Genomic DNA, 14916 nt, shown 5'->3' with positions numbered 1-14916 from the left:
ATCAGATACCCCCGTGCTTTTTTCGGTAATCTTCGAGAAGCCTTACAATCAGACTCTCTATCTCTGCATCGCTCACATCGGCCGGAAAGTATTGCATGATGACTTCATGCTTGATTACAACATTCCTTTCCTTAATGCCCGCTACCGCCAGTAAAGCATGGAGCGCTTCCTTGGTGCATGACTTTTCCTGTGACAGTTTTTTTATCTGCTGTGCCTGTGACAATGACGGAACTACGTTATCCTCATTCATCACTTCCATTAAAAGATGCTGTTCATTCGGACTTATATAAGATAACTCGACAGCAGGGTTAAACTTAATCTTTTTGCAGTCTACCATCTCCAATAGTTCAGGCAGAAGTTCCGTAAGACGGATATATCTCTGAATGGTTCTTGCGCTGTCACTGTTTCCCTCGCTGAGCTGGTTCACGCTCCATAAATTCTCGCCAACTTGGCGAGAATTATTTGCATCCGGACGCCCCGCCTTATTCTGCCTCTTTATCGCGTCAAGCTTCATTTTGTAAGCATACGCTTTTTCACTTGGAAGAATCTCTTCTCTCTGGAGGTTGGCATCCACCATGGCGATGACAGCTTCATCGTCAGTCAGATCCCTGATGATGACAGGAACCGTTTCAAGACCAACTATTTCAGCAGCGTGTCTGCGCCTGTGCCCGGATATCACTTCATATCCTCCCTCCGGCCTATTGCGGACCATAATCGGCACAAGGATACCGTTTTCCCTAATGCTCTCAACTGTCTGCAGCATCTTATCATCATCCAAAACTTTGAACGGATGATTCTGGAATGGAAAAAGCTCTCCAATCGGTACTTCAAGCACCTGCCCTGTCTGCTCCTGATCTATACCAAAGAGTGAATCAAGATTTTTAAGCTGTACCCGCCCAGGAAGAGGTTTCTTAGCAGCCATGTTCCAGCACCTCCCTTGTCAGCTCTTCAAAAGCCTTTGCGACTTTGCCTTTGCCATCGTGCTTATAAATACTTACTCCAAATGCAGTACATTCCTTTGCCCTTACAGACTCAGGAATCATTACATCAAAGACCTTTATCTGGCTTCCGTATGCCTCACGAAGCTTGCCGATTATATCCTTTTCGTGATTTGTCCGGGTATTGACTTTATTTATGACTATGCCTTCTACCTGGAGCTTGCGATTAAGTTTTCTCTTAGTCGATCCTATTGAAGCAAGCAGCTGTTGCAGTCCAGCCATTGAAAGATATGAAGCCTCCACAGGAATGATCACTGAATCAGCGGCTGTCAATACATTGATCGTCACCAAGTTAAGGCTAGGGGAGCAGTCTATTAAAATATAATCATACTCATCCCTGACACTCGACACAAATGCGTCAAGCAGATGTTCCCTGCTTAATGCGTTCATGATCATGTAGTCCATTCCTGCAAGCTTGATGTTACAAGGCATGATATCTACGCCTTCCTCGTTATGCAGGATATATTCCTCCGGCTCGATCTGTTCTTCCATAATCTCACGTTCAATAAATGAAGCAAGAGTGTTCTCTAATTCATCCGCATTATCAATTCCAAGACTTGAAGTAAGATTGCCCTGCGGATCTGCGTCTATAACCATTACTTTCTTTCCATTCATGGCAAGCCCGACGCTTAAATTGCTTGCCACGGCGGTCTTTCCGACTCCGCCTTTCTGGTTTGCTATTGCGATTACTTTTGACATAACCGTATCCCTCCATTGTTATCCTGCTACCTTTGCTTCCCTGGCAGCTATCTTAGTTTTTTTATCAACATCCGTGAAAACACGGAAGATTCTGTTTGTTCCCTTATTCTTCAAGGGCTGTGACTTGCTTGTAATCTGATAAACTTTATCTTTCTCCATGTGCTCAAGGTAATCCTTGAGTTCATAAGTAGGTCCCGAAATTCTAATTTTCAACATCTTTTTTCATTCCTCCTCTGATTGGATATAATTTCTGTCTCATTTCGGGAACGGTCATTCTTCGCATCGCTCTCACTGCACCTGTCGCTGCACAAGTTCTCATGTTCACTACCTCCTTGGTTTTATTAGCCAACTTTTTTATTTTGACCATAACAAAAGGACACTCTCAAAAGATTTCTCTTTTAGAAAGTGTCCTTAATTTTGCAAATATTTGATTGACTACCCAAGGTGTAAATGCATTATCATGTACTGTCCTGCATCTACCATTGGAACTTTTGTGGCACTTTTGTGGTACCTAAGCTCCTTTTACCACCGCAAACCCTTGATTTTCCTAGGGTTTATCACTTAGTTGACTTCAAGGTCGGGATTTCTATAACATACTCACAATCGTCGGCAATACTTTTTGTTCTATAAATTCCACTCTGTCAAAAATCCTGGGCTTAAATGTACCGGTCATTCCCACCGATACATTCATCTCTTTGTTTACATAGATGATATTTCCGCTGTCGCCAATAGCAGCGTAAACTTCTCTGTCATCATAGGGCTTATACCATAAGTAGCCGTAATTCATGAAGCCAAATCGCTCGCCAAGCTTAATATGAGGTGTCAGCATGTCTTTTAAGTATTCTTCAGAGATGATTCTCTTGTCGCCATAAAGACCGCCATCAAGCACAAGGCTGCCGAGTACAGCCATATCTTTGGCCGACATACACAGTCCCCAACCTGCAGTAACGCAGCCCTTAGGATCAGTGTACCATTCATATTTCCTTGGATTCTTATTCATGAAGAAATCGAACTGATCTTCCTTGGAGCTGTCTCCGTGTGGTATTCGCTTCGGAAGTTCCAGTGGCTCAAACAGATTCCTGTTGGCAAAATCGATGCACTTCTCGCCTGTCGCCCTCTCGATAATTCCTGCAAGAATCTGAATACCAAGCGTAGCATATCTGAACTCACCCGTTATTCCGTTGCGACCCCCAAGATTATCAAGTATCGCCAGAGTAAAGTCCGGTGAAGTACAGACTTTCTTCCAAGGCTCTGACTTACCTTTATAGGGAGCTGTCATAGTGAGCAGGTGCCTTATCGTGACATCGTATATGGTCTTCTCCCCACGCTTTACAGTGTAATCAGGAAAATAGTCCATTACTTTCTGGTCTATACTTTTGATATAGCCCTTATCCAGAGCTATTCCTGCCAGTAGTCCCATAACACCTTTTGTAACTGAATTGACATTCATGGCATCCAGTGTCTTAAATCCGTGCCAGCAGTCATCATAGGCTGTTTTTCCATCTTTGATCGCATAGATCTGACATACATTACTCTCATTACCTGTGTTCTGTAAGATGTATCTGTGCAGCTGTTCTTTATTCATCAAAAAAGCCTCCTCTTAGGAAAGATTTGGACGTCCTAAGAAAAGGCTAATATGATTAAAAATTGTTTTCAAGTATAATCTTAAAAGACTTTATCATTCAAATTTTTCAAGCTTCCCATCACTTATATTTCAATCATTTTCTGGATGCCATTTTGTATCACAGTAAATCCCAGCTTCTGATAGAATCCTTCTTTGCCTTTGGCAGAAACTCCACCAATAGTCGTGAATTTACCTGTGGAAGAATTCTTTATGGCGTAATCAACCAGGTGATCAACTATCATAGTACCAATGCCAAGACCCTGGTACTGTGGCAAGACTATTATTTCCTGCAGGTACCAGTACATAGCACCGTCACCTACAAGCCTGCCCATTCCTATAAGTTCTCCATCTTTTAATACAGATACATTTATAAGACCGTTCTGAAGAGCTTTTCTGACGTGCTCCACTGGAATATCTGCAAATCCGGTAGCTACTCTGAGTCTTACAAAGTCTTCAGGCTTCAAAACATTATCAACAAGTTCGATCTTAGTGCCCAGATATTCCTTGATCAGAGCAATATCTTTCTTATCCTTGTCTCGACCAAGCTCTTTTTTCATAAGGACAAGACCTTTGATAGAGATTACAGGGATATTATCAACTATATCAATTGTATCTTTAATCCAGTTTTCGAATACCTCTATATTTTCACCGATCTTAAACTTCCTATTGCCGCTTTCTGTCAGCGAATATGGGTATCCATCTGACTCAAGGATATCTGCCATCTTAGATGTACATCCCATATCTATATCATGAGTCTTTTCGCGGATTCCGTATAAAGCCATAGCACTTCCTGTTATCACCCAATATTCACCGCGGCTATATGGAAAGTCATTTAATATACTGATTATATCTTGTTTATTCATAAATAAAATCCTTTCGGTTGTCGTAGGCGGAAACCCACTGCCCTTGGGCGGTGGGAGGAGCCTTGTAAATTCGTAGCTATTAACCTTGGTTCTCGATATATTTTTGTATAGTTGTTGAGGATACTTCGCCTATACTGCAAGCAAAATAACCATCTGACCAAAATATCTTATGCTTCCAGTAACACTTAGATAAAAAGTTTGGATATTTCTGCCATAGATAGTGTGTGGTCTGTTGCTTAATAAGCTTTACTATGTCGCATACTCTATCTGTAGTATCGTAACTTATCAGAAAATGTATATGGTCTTTGTCGGTTTCCATAGCTATAATGCCGTAACCTTTAGAATTACAGATATCATATATTTGCTGTTTAGCATCGTCAGCAATAGAGCCTTTAAGTATCTGTTTGCGGTACTTAGTGACTAGAACTATATGCACTTTTAGACTGTACTTGCGTCTGTTGCGATGATTATATCTGTTGTCCATAGGATGTATTTACGGCAAAGCTTCGATTTTTACAGCGACTCCATTATTGGTGTCGTAATCATCTACTATTAGCATTCTGTTATCAATTTCAACGTCATAGCCTGCATCTTGTAAAGCTTTGATTATTTTGTATTTAACTTGGTTTTCCTTGTAAAATCGCCTTACAAATAATTGATTTTCACTAATAAATATTGTATTATATATTTAGTGAAATAACAATGAGGTACACTATGGAACAGATGACAGTTACAGCTAAAATTCAGATATCTGTTAATGCAGACAGTAAGGTTTTTCTTGATGAAACCATGTCTGTTTATTCTGATGCCTGTAATTATGTATCTGACTATGTGTTCCGCACTCACGACCTAAAGCAGTTCTCACTTAACAAGGCTTTGTACTCTACACTCCGAGAAATGTTTGGACTCAAATCTCAGATGGCTCAGTCCGTATTTAAGACTGTCATTGCAAGATATAAGACCATCCTCGAAAATCAGAAAGAGTGGATTCAGCCATCCTTCAAAAAACCACAGTATGACCTTGTTTGGAACAGAGATTATTCCCTTACACAAAACTGCTTTTCAGTAAATACACTGAATGGACGTGTTAAGTTGCCCTATTTCGCTGAAGGCATGGCAAAATACTTTGATCACGACATCTATAAGTTTGGAACTGCCAAGCTTGTAAATAAGCATGGTAAGTATTTTTTGCATATCCCCGTAACCTACGATGTCGAAGAAAGTAATGTTTCTGACATCTGTAATGTCGTTGGTATTGACAGAGGTATAAACTTTGTCGTTGCTACTTATGACAGTAAGCACAAGTCTGGATTTGTAAGCGGTAAAGCCATCAAGCAGAAACGTGCTCATTATTCTAAGCTTCGTAAAGAACTCCAAATGTGTCAGACACCATCTTCAAGACGTAGATTAAAAGCTATCGGTCAGCGAGAAAACCGTTGGATGCAGGATGTTAACCACCAGGTATCAAAGGCACTCGTTGAATCCAACCCAAAGCATACGCTCTTTGTTCTTGAAGATTTGTCAGGCGTTCGTAATGCTACAGAGTGTGTCAGAACCAAAGACCGCTACGTTTCCGTATCGTGGTCTTTCTATGACCTTGAACAGAAACTTATCTACAAAGCTAAACAGAATCAGTCTACTGTTATTAAGGTTGACCCTCGTTATACGAGTCAGTGCTGTCCTGTATGTGGACACATTGAAAAAGCCAATCGTGATAAGAAATTGCATCTGTTTACTTGTAAGAACTGTGGCTATAAATCAAACGATGACCGCATTGGAGCTATGAATCTGTACCGCATGGGAATCAACTATCTTGAAGATAGTCAAGTACCTGATACAGTTACGGCAGAGTAAATCTTTGTCGTAAGGGGCGGTGTCAACCGTCCCATGATGCGACCCCACGGAAGTTACACCGACAAAATGTAGGAGTTATTGCAACGAACTACAGGGGAGTCGCAAGCCACGTACCTTTAGGTGCGTGGTAGTTGACGTTGCCTCTTGAATTGATTACTTTATAAATCTGAGCAAAAAGTCTGCAATTCCAATAACCGTAAAGCCCTGCTCGTCTCTTGTTTCATTAATAGGCCTATTGATTACTAATATCTTCTGTACCTGATCGTTTAGCATGATATATGGCCTAACCTCTCTTGCCTTTGTATCAGCATTTGATATGTCCGCGGTTACTTGAATATAGTATGATCTCACTCCCTTTGTAGCGTAAAAATCCACTTCATTAGTTCTTCTAACAGACTTTCCATTCTTATCTTTTTCAACAGAATCAAAAGCTCCAACGTTTACAGTATAGCCATTATAGCAAAGTTCGTTATAAACAATGTTTTCCAGCATCTGTCCTTCATCAGGGAAAGCAAAATTAAGCCTGGCATTGCGAAGTCCAGTATCGCAGAAATAATACTTTCTTAATGCTCCAATCTCTTTCCTGCCTTTAAGATCATATCGTGACGCTTCTCGTAGTATAAAAGCATCCTTAAAATATTCTATGTAGTTTTCTACAGTTGTTCTGTTTATTTTTTCATGTCGTACGCTCACGAAGGTTTTTGCAATCTTATCAGCGTTTAACAAAGCCCCCGTTGAAGAACTGATTATATTACAGAGTTCATCTAACGCCTCGCTCTTTTTTAGATGATTTCTCTCCACAATATCACTAAAATACGTAGTCTGAAAAAGGTTCTTTAGGTATTCTTTTCTTTCCTCATCGCTCTTTAAAACAGCAAGAGGCATTCCTCCATACTGGATATATGAATAAATCGCATCTGTTGCCGATCCTCCCACATACTCAAAGTATTCTTCAAAGGATAATGGTGCCAATGCAATGATTCTTAATCAAGGATTTTGTAGAATTCTACATTTTTTAACAGTAAAGCAGCCACATCTTATCATTTTCAAAACTATAAAAAGTGACTGCCCATAAATCCCATATTTAAACCATTTTACAAGTCCCTCTTAGTCAACCGCACCATTCAAACAAAAGATTCAAAAGCCGTCGTCTTCAGCTCACTAAGATCAAGACCGTTCTCTGCTCCATAATACATACGCTCAAAATATTTTATAAGGAGCCTTACATCCTCTTCGATCACAGCATGGCCTTCCTTGTGAAAATGTACTGCAATATTATCGCCAAGGCCCTTTTCCTCATAGACTGCACTTGCCTTCTTATAACATTCCCACATTGCAGGAGCGTTGACCCAGTCTTCTCCGGTATAGGCTGCAATTATGAAATAGTATCTGACTTTGTCCATAGCCAGTATAGGAAGATATTCCTGATCTATAGGGATATCCTGTGGATCACGGTATTTAAGAAAGTTGTCATTAAACCACCCTCGTTCAGCCTCAGACTGAAGACAATCTAATGGTTCATTTTGGCCATACGTATATTCTTTCGGACCACCTACGCTACTAAAATCATAGCTTTTCCCTTCAGAGATACAGTTATATAAAGCCAGGCCTCCGGCTCCGGAACAGGTTGGAATAGTCACCCGGAATCTTTCATCAAAAGCGCCGCAGACAGCTGTTGCCTTCCCCCATCTAGATACGCCTGTCACCATTGATGCATCGGCATTCAGTGAATATTCCTTGTTAAGGCCAGCATATACCGCGTCCAGAACCTTGGATGCTCCCCATGCCCAGGCCATCAAAACTCCTGTCTGCTCGGATTCATCTTCGCCATAAGGATACAGGTCATAAAAAGCTCCCTGATGCCTTGTATCATCAGATGCAATTTTACCTATTTCCAGGACCAATACAGCATATCCATGGGAAAGAAAATATTCTATCGGTTGGATGGGATGCATGCATATGATAAAGGGAGCACCTTCCGAAAAAAGAGGAGTGTTTTCCACTTTTGGTCTGTGCAGATGCACTATGAATTCTGTCTTCCTATCAGCTGCTTCGATCTTTATCCTGATTAGGTCACCGCCAATGACTTCGAAAGGATTTTTAGGATCAGCTTTCTTAGTATCCGGGCCTAGCAATTCATAAGAAACTTTCTCCCCTTTTCTCCATATGCCATACATATTCTTTTGATAAAATTCACGGATTTCTTCTTTTTCCATTATCTCCCCCATCTCCTACTGCTCCAACTCTTTGATGTCTTCCTCGGTGAGTGCCTGAAGTTTTCTGTCCTTAACGCGGTAGATCGTTCCCACCACATCAATATGGCCACCCTTGATAAAGAAGGCACTCATATCCTCCATAGCGTATACAGTACGGTTCTCAGACATTCTAAGAGTCTTCTCGTAGCGCCATGTGTCTTCCGGGTCATGGTGGCAGCTAACTGTTATGTTAGTAAATCCAAGTCCGTCAAAGGCTTCCATTGACTCAGAGAAATCCACTGTCTTACGAGCCATGTTCATGGATCCTGCACTAACGCCGAAAATTGCAGCATGACAGTCTATCAAAGCTTCATAACAACCCTTTTCACGAATCAAATTAAGCTGATCCTCGCAGGCACCTCCGCCCATGAGAAAAATACAATCTGCATTCTGCACCAGCTCTTTGGCCATCTCAGGTTCTGTACGCTTATCGATCACGCAGTGCTTCTCAAATGGCAATCCCTGCTCTGCGAACATCTCGTACATGCCGTCACAGTCGTCATCATTTTGGTCATAGTTAAGCGGACACGCAGTGATAAAAACAATGCTCTTACGCTCTGGTAGTTCTGTGCGAAGCCTCTCTGCAATTTCCTTAGAAAAGTGATGCTCAGGAAATCCGCTAAATAGCGCCAAAAATCCCTTTCTCATACAATTCCTATTCCCCTAACGTATTCTTATTTTTTATTCTTTTGATAATGTCAGTATCATATCCGGAAGGACTACTGCACGCCCATAATCATACTGTTTTTGCTGTTCTTCATTTGGTCTAACCAGTGCATTAACTTTTCTTTCATGTTCTTTCCTTACTCAATGCGTATTTTATTTATAATCAGCTGATACTTCTGCAAAAGACCTATTACCATTTATATAGTCTGCATAAGCAGTCTCAGCATCTTTCCCACGGAAAACTTTACATAGTCCGCACATATCACAGTCTGCAATACAGGGGAATCTCTCTTTAATATATGCTCTGCGTTCTTCACTCGTAGATTCTTGTATCTCAGGTGCGCTTGCCATAAGCCATCTCTCCTTAATGAATCTGTCTGTCCTGACGATATTTCTCCATGTACTCCATGTTTATCTCGCGGATTTCTTTTTTGCCATCAATATAGTCCTGATAAATATCCCAAGGACTTCCGCCGCCAAGCCAGCATGAAGAGCAGTTTTCACAGCCACCACCACAGTCTAGAGAGCTTTTTACTATCTGCTCGCGTTCTTCTCTTGTTGTGTCCTTGATAAGAATTGATTTTCTTTCCATAGCATCGCCTCCTTAGGTTATTAGGGGTCTACAGATTTTTCATAAAGAATCTGTTCATGGTACTATGAACTACCTCTTTAGGACGCTCTATCTCTTTATAGCCCTTCTTCTCATAGATATGAATAGCGGCTTGAAGGTTATTATGAGTCTCCAGATATGAAGCTTTGTAACCTGCTTCTCGCATCTTGTCTTCGATAAAATCTATCATTTCATAGCCAAGTCCGGAACCTTTTGCCGAATCTGTAAGATATAGTTTTTGCAGTTCAGCGGTATCTTTCATAGGCTCAAATCTATCATATCCTATTCCGCCAATGACTTCACCTATATCATCCTCAATGACGTAGTAACTTCGCTCATCATTGCCATAATAATCACTAAGGTGGTCTAGTCCCTCATCGAAATATACCGTTCCGGGAATATCAAGATTAAATTTTTTCAGGTTATCTCTTACAAGCGCTGCAACTGCCACATTGTCAGACTCTTTCATTTCTCTGAATCTAAGTTTTGTCATATACATTCCTCAATAGTTGAATTGTTCTAGTCTTATAGAACATTACTATTCAACAGTGTTCATAGATTTCACTTCAAAGAAAAGGATTATTGAAAATACTACCTCAGTCAGGGCAAAAGCTCCTGCCAAAACAGTTGCTGTAAAGATGTGTCCAACTATAAGAGCCATAATTGGAAGAAATATAGCAACTACTCTATATGCTATTGATCTGTATAACCACGAGTATGGTAAAAGATGCGCTCCAAAAACCATGCCATATACCATAACCATCTTTTCAGGAACTGCATTGAATACCCACATGACAATCAGAATATAGAGAAACTGATTCAAGGTGAATAGGAATCCAAGATTCCCCAAAGGATTCTTTTTAGAAAATAAATCCACTTTTATGATTTTACTGATCAACATAGCTAATGGCATCAATGGACAAGAACAACAAAATACAAATAAATTTTTAGTCTGTAATGGTAGCTCTAGACACGTCACTATCAATATCAGTGTCCATATAATTACTGATGCAATAATAAAAGGAAGTCCTTTCTTCTGTTCTTTTGCAATGTCATTTCTTAATTCATCAATATTCATAAACCATGTACCCTTTCAGCCCTCACTTTAGTTCCCAAAATAGAAATGCTATATCAATTGTATTTCTTTTCTAAAATCAGATGATTATAAAAAGCAATCTTTTTGAATTCATCCATTGCATCAGCTTTAGTTTCAAGCTCAAGCATTGACTGATACCACTCATCTGTGAATTTGATCTCGTTATTTGAAGAAAGACCAAACAAGGACCTAATTCCATAAGCATCAACAAGTTTCATTGCATCCGCCAATGAATTCACAAGATGATCATTGTTATACAGGTGTCTGTTTCCAAACACAGTGCCCTCATCACTATTATCATTTAATACGTGAAGAGCTGCCTGCGGTTTATCATTTAGTACTGCATATGCTAAGACTTTTCCTAGTTCATTGTGCTTTACAATAGACAATCTTCCGCCTGGTTTCAGAACTCTGACCAGCTCATTTAAAACTTCATCAACACTTTCAACATACTCTAATACATTGTGGCAAATCACGTAATCGTATGTGTTCTCAGGAATAGTCTGTAAATATTCGATTCCTTGTGATACCAGCGTATAGTCATTGTCCTTAACTCTCAGACTATACATTTCTTCATTAGGTTCTACAGCAGTCACATCGTGATATTTAGCATAATGATTTGATGTGATACAAAAACCTGCGCCAAAATCTAATATCTTAACCTTCTTGTCATTTGAAATATCTAACTGTCTGTAAATAAGGTCGTAGAACATTCTCCCCCAAGGCTGTTCTACCATGTTTCTGTAATCTTTAATTGTCCCCACTATGTACGTCCTCCCGGAAGCTTTATTTTTTCAATAAATCTTCTCTTAATAATATCTTTTTTCAAATAATAAATAAAGCCATAAACACGCAATTTCTGCATATTTATGGCTTACAAGATACCTGAAACCGGACTCGAACCGGTGACCCTCTACGTATGAAGCAGATGCTCTGCACTACTGAGCTACAACAGCGCAGTGCTCCCCACGGGGGTTGAACCCGCATTTCTCGGCTTAAAATAATTCCTCTTAACTTTCTGCTGCCTTTGGCAGCTCCGTTGTTTTGTCTTTCTTATGATCTTATTATCTTATGGTCAGATCAGTTTGTATAGTGTCATCGGATGACACTATATAGCGCCGTGAACAGGGATCGAACCTGTCTTCCCGTGAAGGAAACCTCTGATTAGCAATCAGGTGCCTTACCGCTCGGCCATCACGGCTAAGACTTGTAAATAGCCTGCGGAGTAGCAAAGCCGAACACATCCTGCAAGTCCCTGACAGACATGCCTGCTACCACCCGTAAATCTGTAATTTTCTGTCCCATTGACAACCGTTCTCACTTCGAAGAGTTTCAACTATTTCTTTAAGTCTATCTATCTCTGCCATTTTAAAATGCCCTCACATATCCAATTTCTGTATAAACCATACCATGCCTGCCCTGCTCGGACTTCATCAGTGATATGCCATTAACTCGCATTTTTTCTTCTACAACTTCATCCGGCAGTATCGGGATATCTTTAGCGCCGGATGCCCTTCTGACAAGAGTTATATGAGACATATATTTCCTGTTATCAAAATCAATGTCATTATCTGAAAGAGCATGCCTAAGGCGCTTCACATAATCATTAAGACTTGGATTATCTTCTACATTGGCAAATACCATGTCTTTAAAGCGCCTCATCCCTGATACCTTTATGGTAAAAGACCTAAGCGGCACATCCCGCATTATTTCTTCTATCTTTTCAGGCTCGTCGCTTTCCCCTATGAACACCAGCGTCATGTGAAGGTTCTCTTCATGGGTGAAATTACCGTTTATACCACATCTCATAAGATCATCCTGCATCTCTATAAGAGCGTCAGTCATGTTCTCATCAAATTTAATCGCTATAAACAGGCGCATAATTCTCTTTCTCCCATTCAGCTTTATATTCATTAGCATCTACATAGAATACGCTCTTAAGGTAAGGATAATACTCCTCTGCTGCCACGAGTCTGGAGCCCTTCTGCTTATTGCAGCTCTTGCACAAAGGAAGGAGATTCCTTTCATCATCCGCTCCGCCCCTGTATTTAGGCACAAAATGTTCTATTGTTATCTTTTCAAAAGGAACAACTTTTCCGCAACGTGCGCACACACCATCAGTCTTGCCTAAAACCATTCGCTTAATCTCAGCTTTTCTTAGCTTTTGTCCCTTCATACGCATTTCCTCCAGCGTAGCTATATCAAAGGTTCTTAGCTTCCCAACCTGTAAACATTATGATTTCAGAATCAAAGGAGACTCCTACTTATAAATATTTCTGGAGTCAGCAGAAAATGTTAATGCATTTTCTATGATAATACCACATAATATGTGGTTAATTAACCCATTTTACCCACATAATATGTGGTTTTTAGTATGTGCTTTACATATTTTATTTGCTTAACTTTTTACTATATTATTGGTATAAATCAGGCATAATCCTTATCTTTGAACCTTCCGTCATAGGGTAGTCGCACATTCGTCTTATCTGCTCTATTGCCTCGTCCTCGACTACCTTGGCATAACAAAGAGCAGTATTTACCTTTCCTTTAATTTCTATAGTATTCATATCTATTATTCCAATCCTGACTGGGAGTCTTCATTCTCCCAGCCGTCTTTAAAAGTTTACGCTGCTATCCTTTCATAGCGCTCTGATGTAAGAACGCTCATCATAAACTTATATGGCTCTAAGTCACCCTCTTTAAGCATTGAAAAGATCTGTGGGCTACAGCCTGATACAAGCGCTACTCCCCTATCATTCACCTTAACAGGATGCTGTGTACTGCGGCTGTTAACATTCCAGAAAACTATCTGAGGAAGTTTAAAGCCGAATTCTGCAAATAGTGCTTTGGCATTCTCAAAGTTTGTAACATCAGAATCACGTGCGCAGCAGTCAAACTCCATATCAGAGATTATGTAGAGTTTCTCAGGCATATCAGCCTGTGTCAGTCTGTTAGCTACAGCAGTATTCAATATCAGATCGAAAGTTTTTTCAATATTGGTATTGCTACACTCATTAAATCCCATGCAGTATCGAACCTGCTCCACGATATCTCTACCCTTGATCTCAATGAGTCTTGGATTTGCTGAGAATGTTATGAAGTGATTTTTAAAAGCACCAGTATTACGCTGGGCAAAATAGATACCAAGTGACTGTGCAACTGCCGCAGGGCATGGATCATCATTCCAGTACATTGAACCCGAACCATCAACTACTGCAAGGGAATTCTCTGCACCTGCATAGTTCTCAAGCGCATTCCATGTAGCATTCATGGCACGTCTCTCAATCTCAGAAATTTCCTTTCTTCTTATAACAGGAGCTATCACGTCGTAAGGAGTAAGTGTGCCTGTGTGCATAACAGAAGGATTCACCTCCGCTTTCTGCACAAAAGCTTTATACCTCTCCTGATCGTTTCTAATGAAAGCCTTTCTGTATTTATAGAGAGCCTTTGAAGGCTGCTTCTCATAGTCGAAAGAATAGTCTTTTTCTCTAAGGTTATTCTCTATGATCCTTATCTGGGCTCTTAAAGCAACGAGTGTTTTACGATACTTTGCATCAGTCATATTCATAGCTCTTGCTATCTTCTTTGCATTAGCAACAGTTTCCTTATTGCTTGCATTTATAGAAGGAAGCCATTTTGCAAGGAGAGATACGCCCTCACCAGTCTCTTTATTTTGATCAAAAGAGATGCTTTTCATAATCTCTATATCAGCTTTCAAAGTCTTTTCTATGTAATCCATGACCTCTTTTTCTACAGGTGTATCAAGAAGAGCAAGAAGGTCATCGTATCTGCCGTATTCAGCTACATGTTCAATGTTTCTTCTTACAGATTCAGGCTCAGCTGCTGCCAGATATTTAAGGATTACCTTGAACACTCTTCTCTCACCAAGGCCGCCTCTAATATCTCTTGCAAAGAAAAGCATCTTCATTGCAAGATCAGCATCTTCAGCGTATGCTCTTACAAATCTTTTTATGATCTCTTCATCAGATGCACTTCTAAGTGCGCCGATTGTTGCAAAAAGATCCAGGCAGTCGGAATTTGTTGATACATATGTTACTGCACCGTTTTCTGTATATGTTTTATTTGCTTCTTTCTTTAAAAAGTTCAACATTGTTTTCTCCTCCTAAATCAAGGTGCCCCGGGAATTAACCCGGATTCATGATTGACAGTCATTTTTAGTTGCTGTAAGCACCTTTTTATTCAAGACACAACTCCCGAAGGAGTGGGTGGGATTTGAACCCACAAGCAAGA

18 protein-coding genes, 2 tRNA genes and 1 pseudogene are annotated in these 14916 nt (G+C 40.2%); 1 reads left to right on the top strand and 20 read right to left on the bottom strand.

Going from position 1 to position 14916, the window contains the following annotated elements; translation table 11 throughout:
* Position 1: 1 nt before the first annotated feature.
* The 6 genes from WAA20_RS05955 to tnpA form a co-directional block, all read right to left on the bottom strand.
* On the bottom strand, positions 2–922 hold the full coding sequence (locus WAA20_RS05955; protein WP_073384809.1) for a ParB/RepB/Spo0J family partition protein: 921 nt from the start codon (positions 920–922) through the stop codon (positions 2–4).
* Positions 912–1697 (bottom strand): AAA family ATPase, encoded by a 786-nt coding sequence (locus WAA20_RS05950; RefSeq protein WP_073384810.1) that lies wholly within the window; start codon positions 1695–1697, stop codon positions 912–914. Before WAA20_RS05950 ends, WAA20_RS05955 begins: the two co-directional genes overlap by 11 nt.
* Positions 1698–1715: 18 nt before the next feature.
* Positions 1716–1913, bottom strand: coding sequence for a hypothetical protein (locus WAA20_RS05945; RefSeq protein ID WP_073384811.1), 198 nt, complete (start codon positions 1911–1913; stop codon positions 1716–1718).
* Positions 1914–2283: 370 nt separating this feature from the next.
* The gene (locus tag WAA20_RS05940) at positions 2284–3282 is read right to left on the bottom strand and encodes a serine hydrolase (RefSeq protein ID WP_073384812.1); all 999 of its coding nucleotides are present in this window, start codon (positions 3280–3282) and stop codon (positions 2284–2286) included.
* Between the two features lie 122 nt (positions 3283–3404).
* Entirely contained in the window at positions 3405–4184 is a 780-nt protein-coding gene (locus tag WAA20_RS05935) for a GNAT family N-acetyltransferase (protein WP_081373626.1), read from the bottom strand.
* A gap of 79 nt (positions 4185–4263) precedes the next feature.
* A complete protein-coding gene (tnpA, locus tag WAA20_RS05930) occupies positions 4264–4668 on the bottom strand; it encodes an IS200/IS605 family transposase (protein ID WP_073384813.1) in 405 nt (134 codons plus the stop codon).
* 230 nt (positions 4669–4898) lie between these two features.
* Here tnpA and WAA20_RS05925 point away from each other — a divergent pair, with 230 nt between their 5' ends.
* Positions 4899–6038: an RNA-guided endonuclease TnpB family protein gene (locus tag WAA20_RS05925; protein ID WP_027203693.1), complete on the top strand. Its 1140-nt coding sequence runs from the start codon at positions 4899–4901 to the stop codon at positions 6036–6038.
* Between the two features lie 153 nt (positions 6039–6191).
* Here WAA20_RS05925 and WAA20_RS05920 read toward each other — a convergent pair whose 3' ends face one another.
* The 14 genes and pseudogenes from WAA20_RS05920 to WAA20_RS05855 form a co-directional block, all read right to left on the bottom strand.
* Positions 6192–7010, bottom strand: a complete 819-nt coding sequence (locus WAA20_RS05920; RefSeq protein ID WP_073384814.1) for an ATP-binding protein — start codon at positions 7008–7010, stop codon at positions 6192–6194.
* A gap of 152 nt (positions 7011–7162) precedes the next feature.
* Positions 7163–8254, bottom strand: a complete 1092-nt coding sequence (locus WAA20_RS05915; RefSeq protein WP_073384815.1) for a hypothetical protein — start codon at positions 8252–8254, stop codon at positions 7163–7165.
* 15 nt (positions 8255–8269) lie between these two features.
* Positions 8270–8941 carry a Type 1 glutamine amidotransferase-like domain-containing protein gene (locus WAA20_RS05910; RefSeq protein ID WP_073384816.1) on the bottom strand — a complete coding sequence of 224 codons (672 nt, stop codon included), beginning with the start codon at positions 8939–8941 and terminating at the stop codon, positions 8270–8272.
* Positions 8942–9112: 171 nt separating this feature from the next.
* Positions 9113–9310: a hypothetical protein gene (locus tag WAA20_RS05905; RefSeq protein WP_073384817.1), complete on the bottom strand. Its 198-nt coding sequence runs from the start codon at positions 9308–9310 to the stop codon at positions 9113–9115.
* 13 nt (positions 9311–9323) lie between these two features.
* Positions 9324–9551, bottom strand: coding sequence for a hypothetical protein (locus tag WAA20_RS05900; protein WP_073384818.1), 228 nt, complete (start codon positions 9549–9551; stop codon positions 9324–9326).
* 28 nt (positions 9552–9579) lie between these two features.
* Positions 9580–10062, bottom strand: a complete 483-nt coding sequence (locus tag WAA20_RS05895) for a GNAT family N-acetyltransferase (protein ID WP_073384819.1) — start codon at positions 10060–10062, stop codon at positions 9580–9582.
* A 45-nt stretch (positions 10063–10107) separates the two neighbouring features.
* Positions 10108–10647: a hypothetical protein gene (locus tag WAA20_RS05890; protein ID WP_073384820.1), complete on the bottom strand. Its 540-nt coding sequence runs from the start codon at positions 10645–10647 to the stop codon at positions 10108–10110.
* Between the two features lie 53 nt (positions 10648–10700).
* Entirely contained in the window at positions 10701–11429 is a 729-nt protein-coding gene (locus tag WAA20_RS05885) for a class I SAM-dependent methyltransferase (protein ID WP_073384821.1), read from the bottom strand.
* Positions 11430–11547: 118 nt separating this feature from the next.
* Positions 11548–11623, bottom strand: a tRNA-Met gene (locus WAA20_RS05880).
* Between the two features lie 158 nt (positions 11624–11781).
* Positions 11782–11866 (bottom strand) — tRNA-Ser (locus WAA20_RS05875).
* 167 nt (positions 11867–12033) lie between these two features.
* A complete protein-coding gene (gene thpR, locus WAA20_RS05870; RefSeq protein ID WP_073384822.1) occupies positions 12034–12546 on the bottom strand; it encodes an RNA 2',3'-cyclic phosphodiesterase in 513 nt (170 codons plus the stop codon).
* Complete coding sequence (locus tag WAA20_RS05865; protein WP_073384823.1) at positions 12524–12841, bottom strand: HNH endonuclease signature motif containing protein; 318 nt, start codon at positions 12839–12841, stop codon at positions 12524–12526. The genes thpR and WAA20_RS05865 overlap by 23 nt, the downstream gene beginning before the upstream one ends.
* Before the next feature lie 244 nt (positions 12842–13085).
* Positions 13086–13232: pseudogene (locus WAA20_RS05860) on the bottom strand (RNA-splicing ligase RtcB); the annotation flags it as partial.
* Positions 13233–13288: 56 nt separating this feature from the next.
* Positions 13289–14776, bottom strand: a complete 1488-nt coding sequence (locus WAA20_RS05855; protein ID WP_073384824.1) for a DUF2828 family protein — start codon at positions 14774–14776, stop codon at positions 13289–13291.
* Positions 14777–14916 lie beyond the last annotated feature (140 nt).

Source organism: Butyrivibrio fibrisolvens (assembly GCF_037113525.1).
Classification (GTDB): Bacteria; Bacillota; Clostridia; order Lachnospirales; family Lachnospiraceae; genus Butyrivibrio; species Butyrivibrio fibrisolvens.
This window is presented reverse-complemented; position numbering and strand designations above follow the sequence as displayed.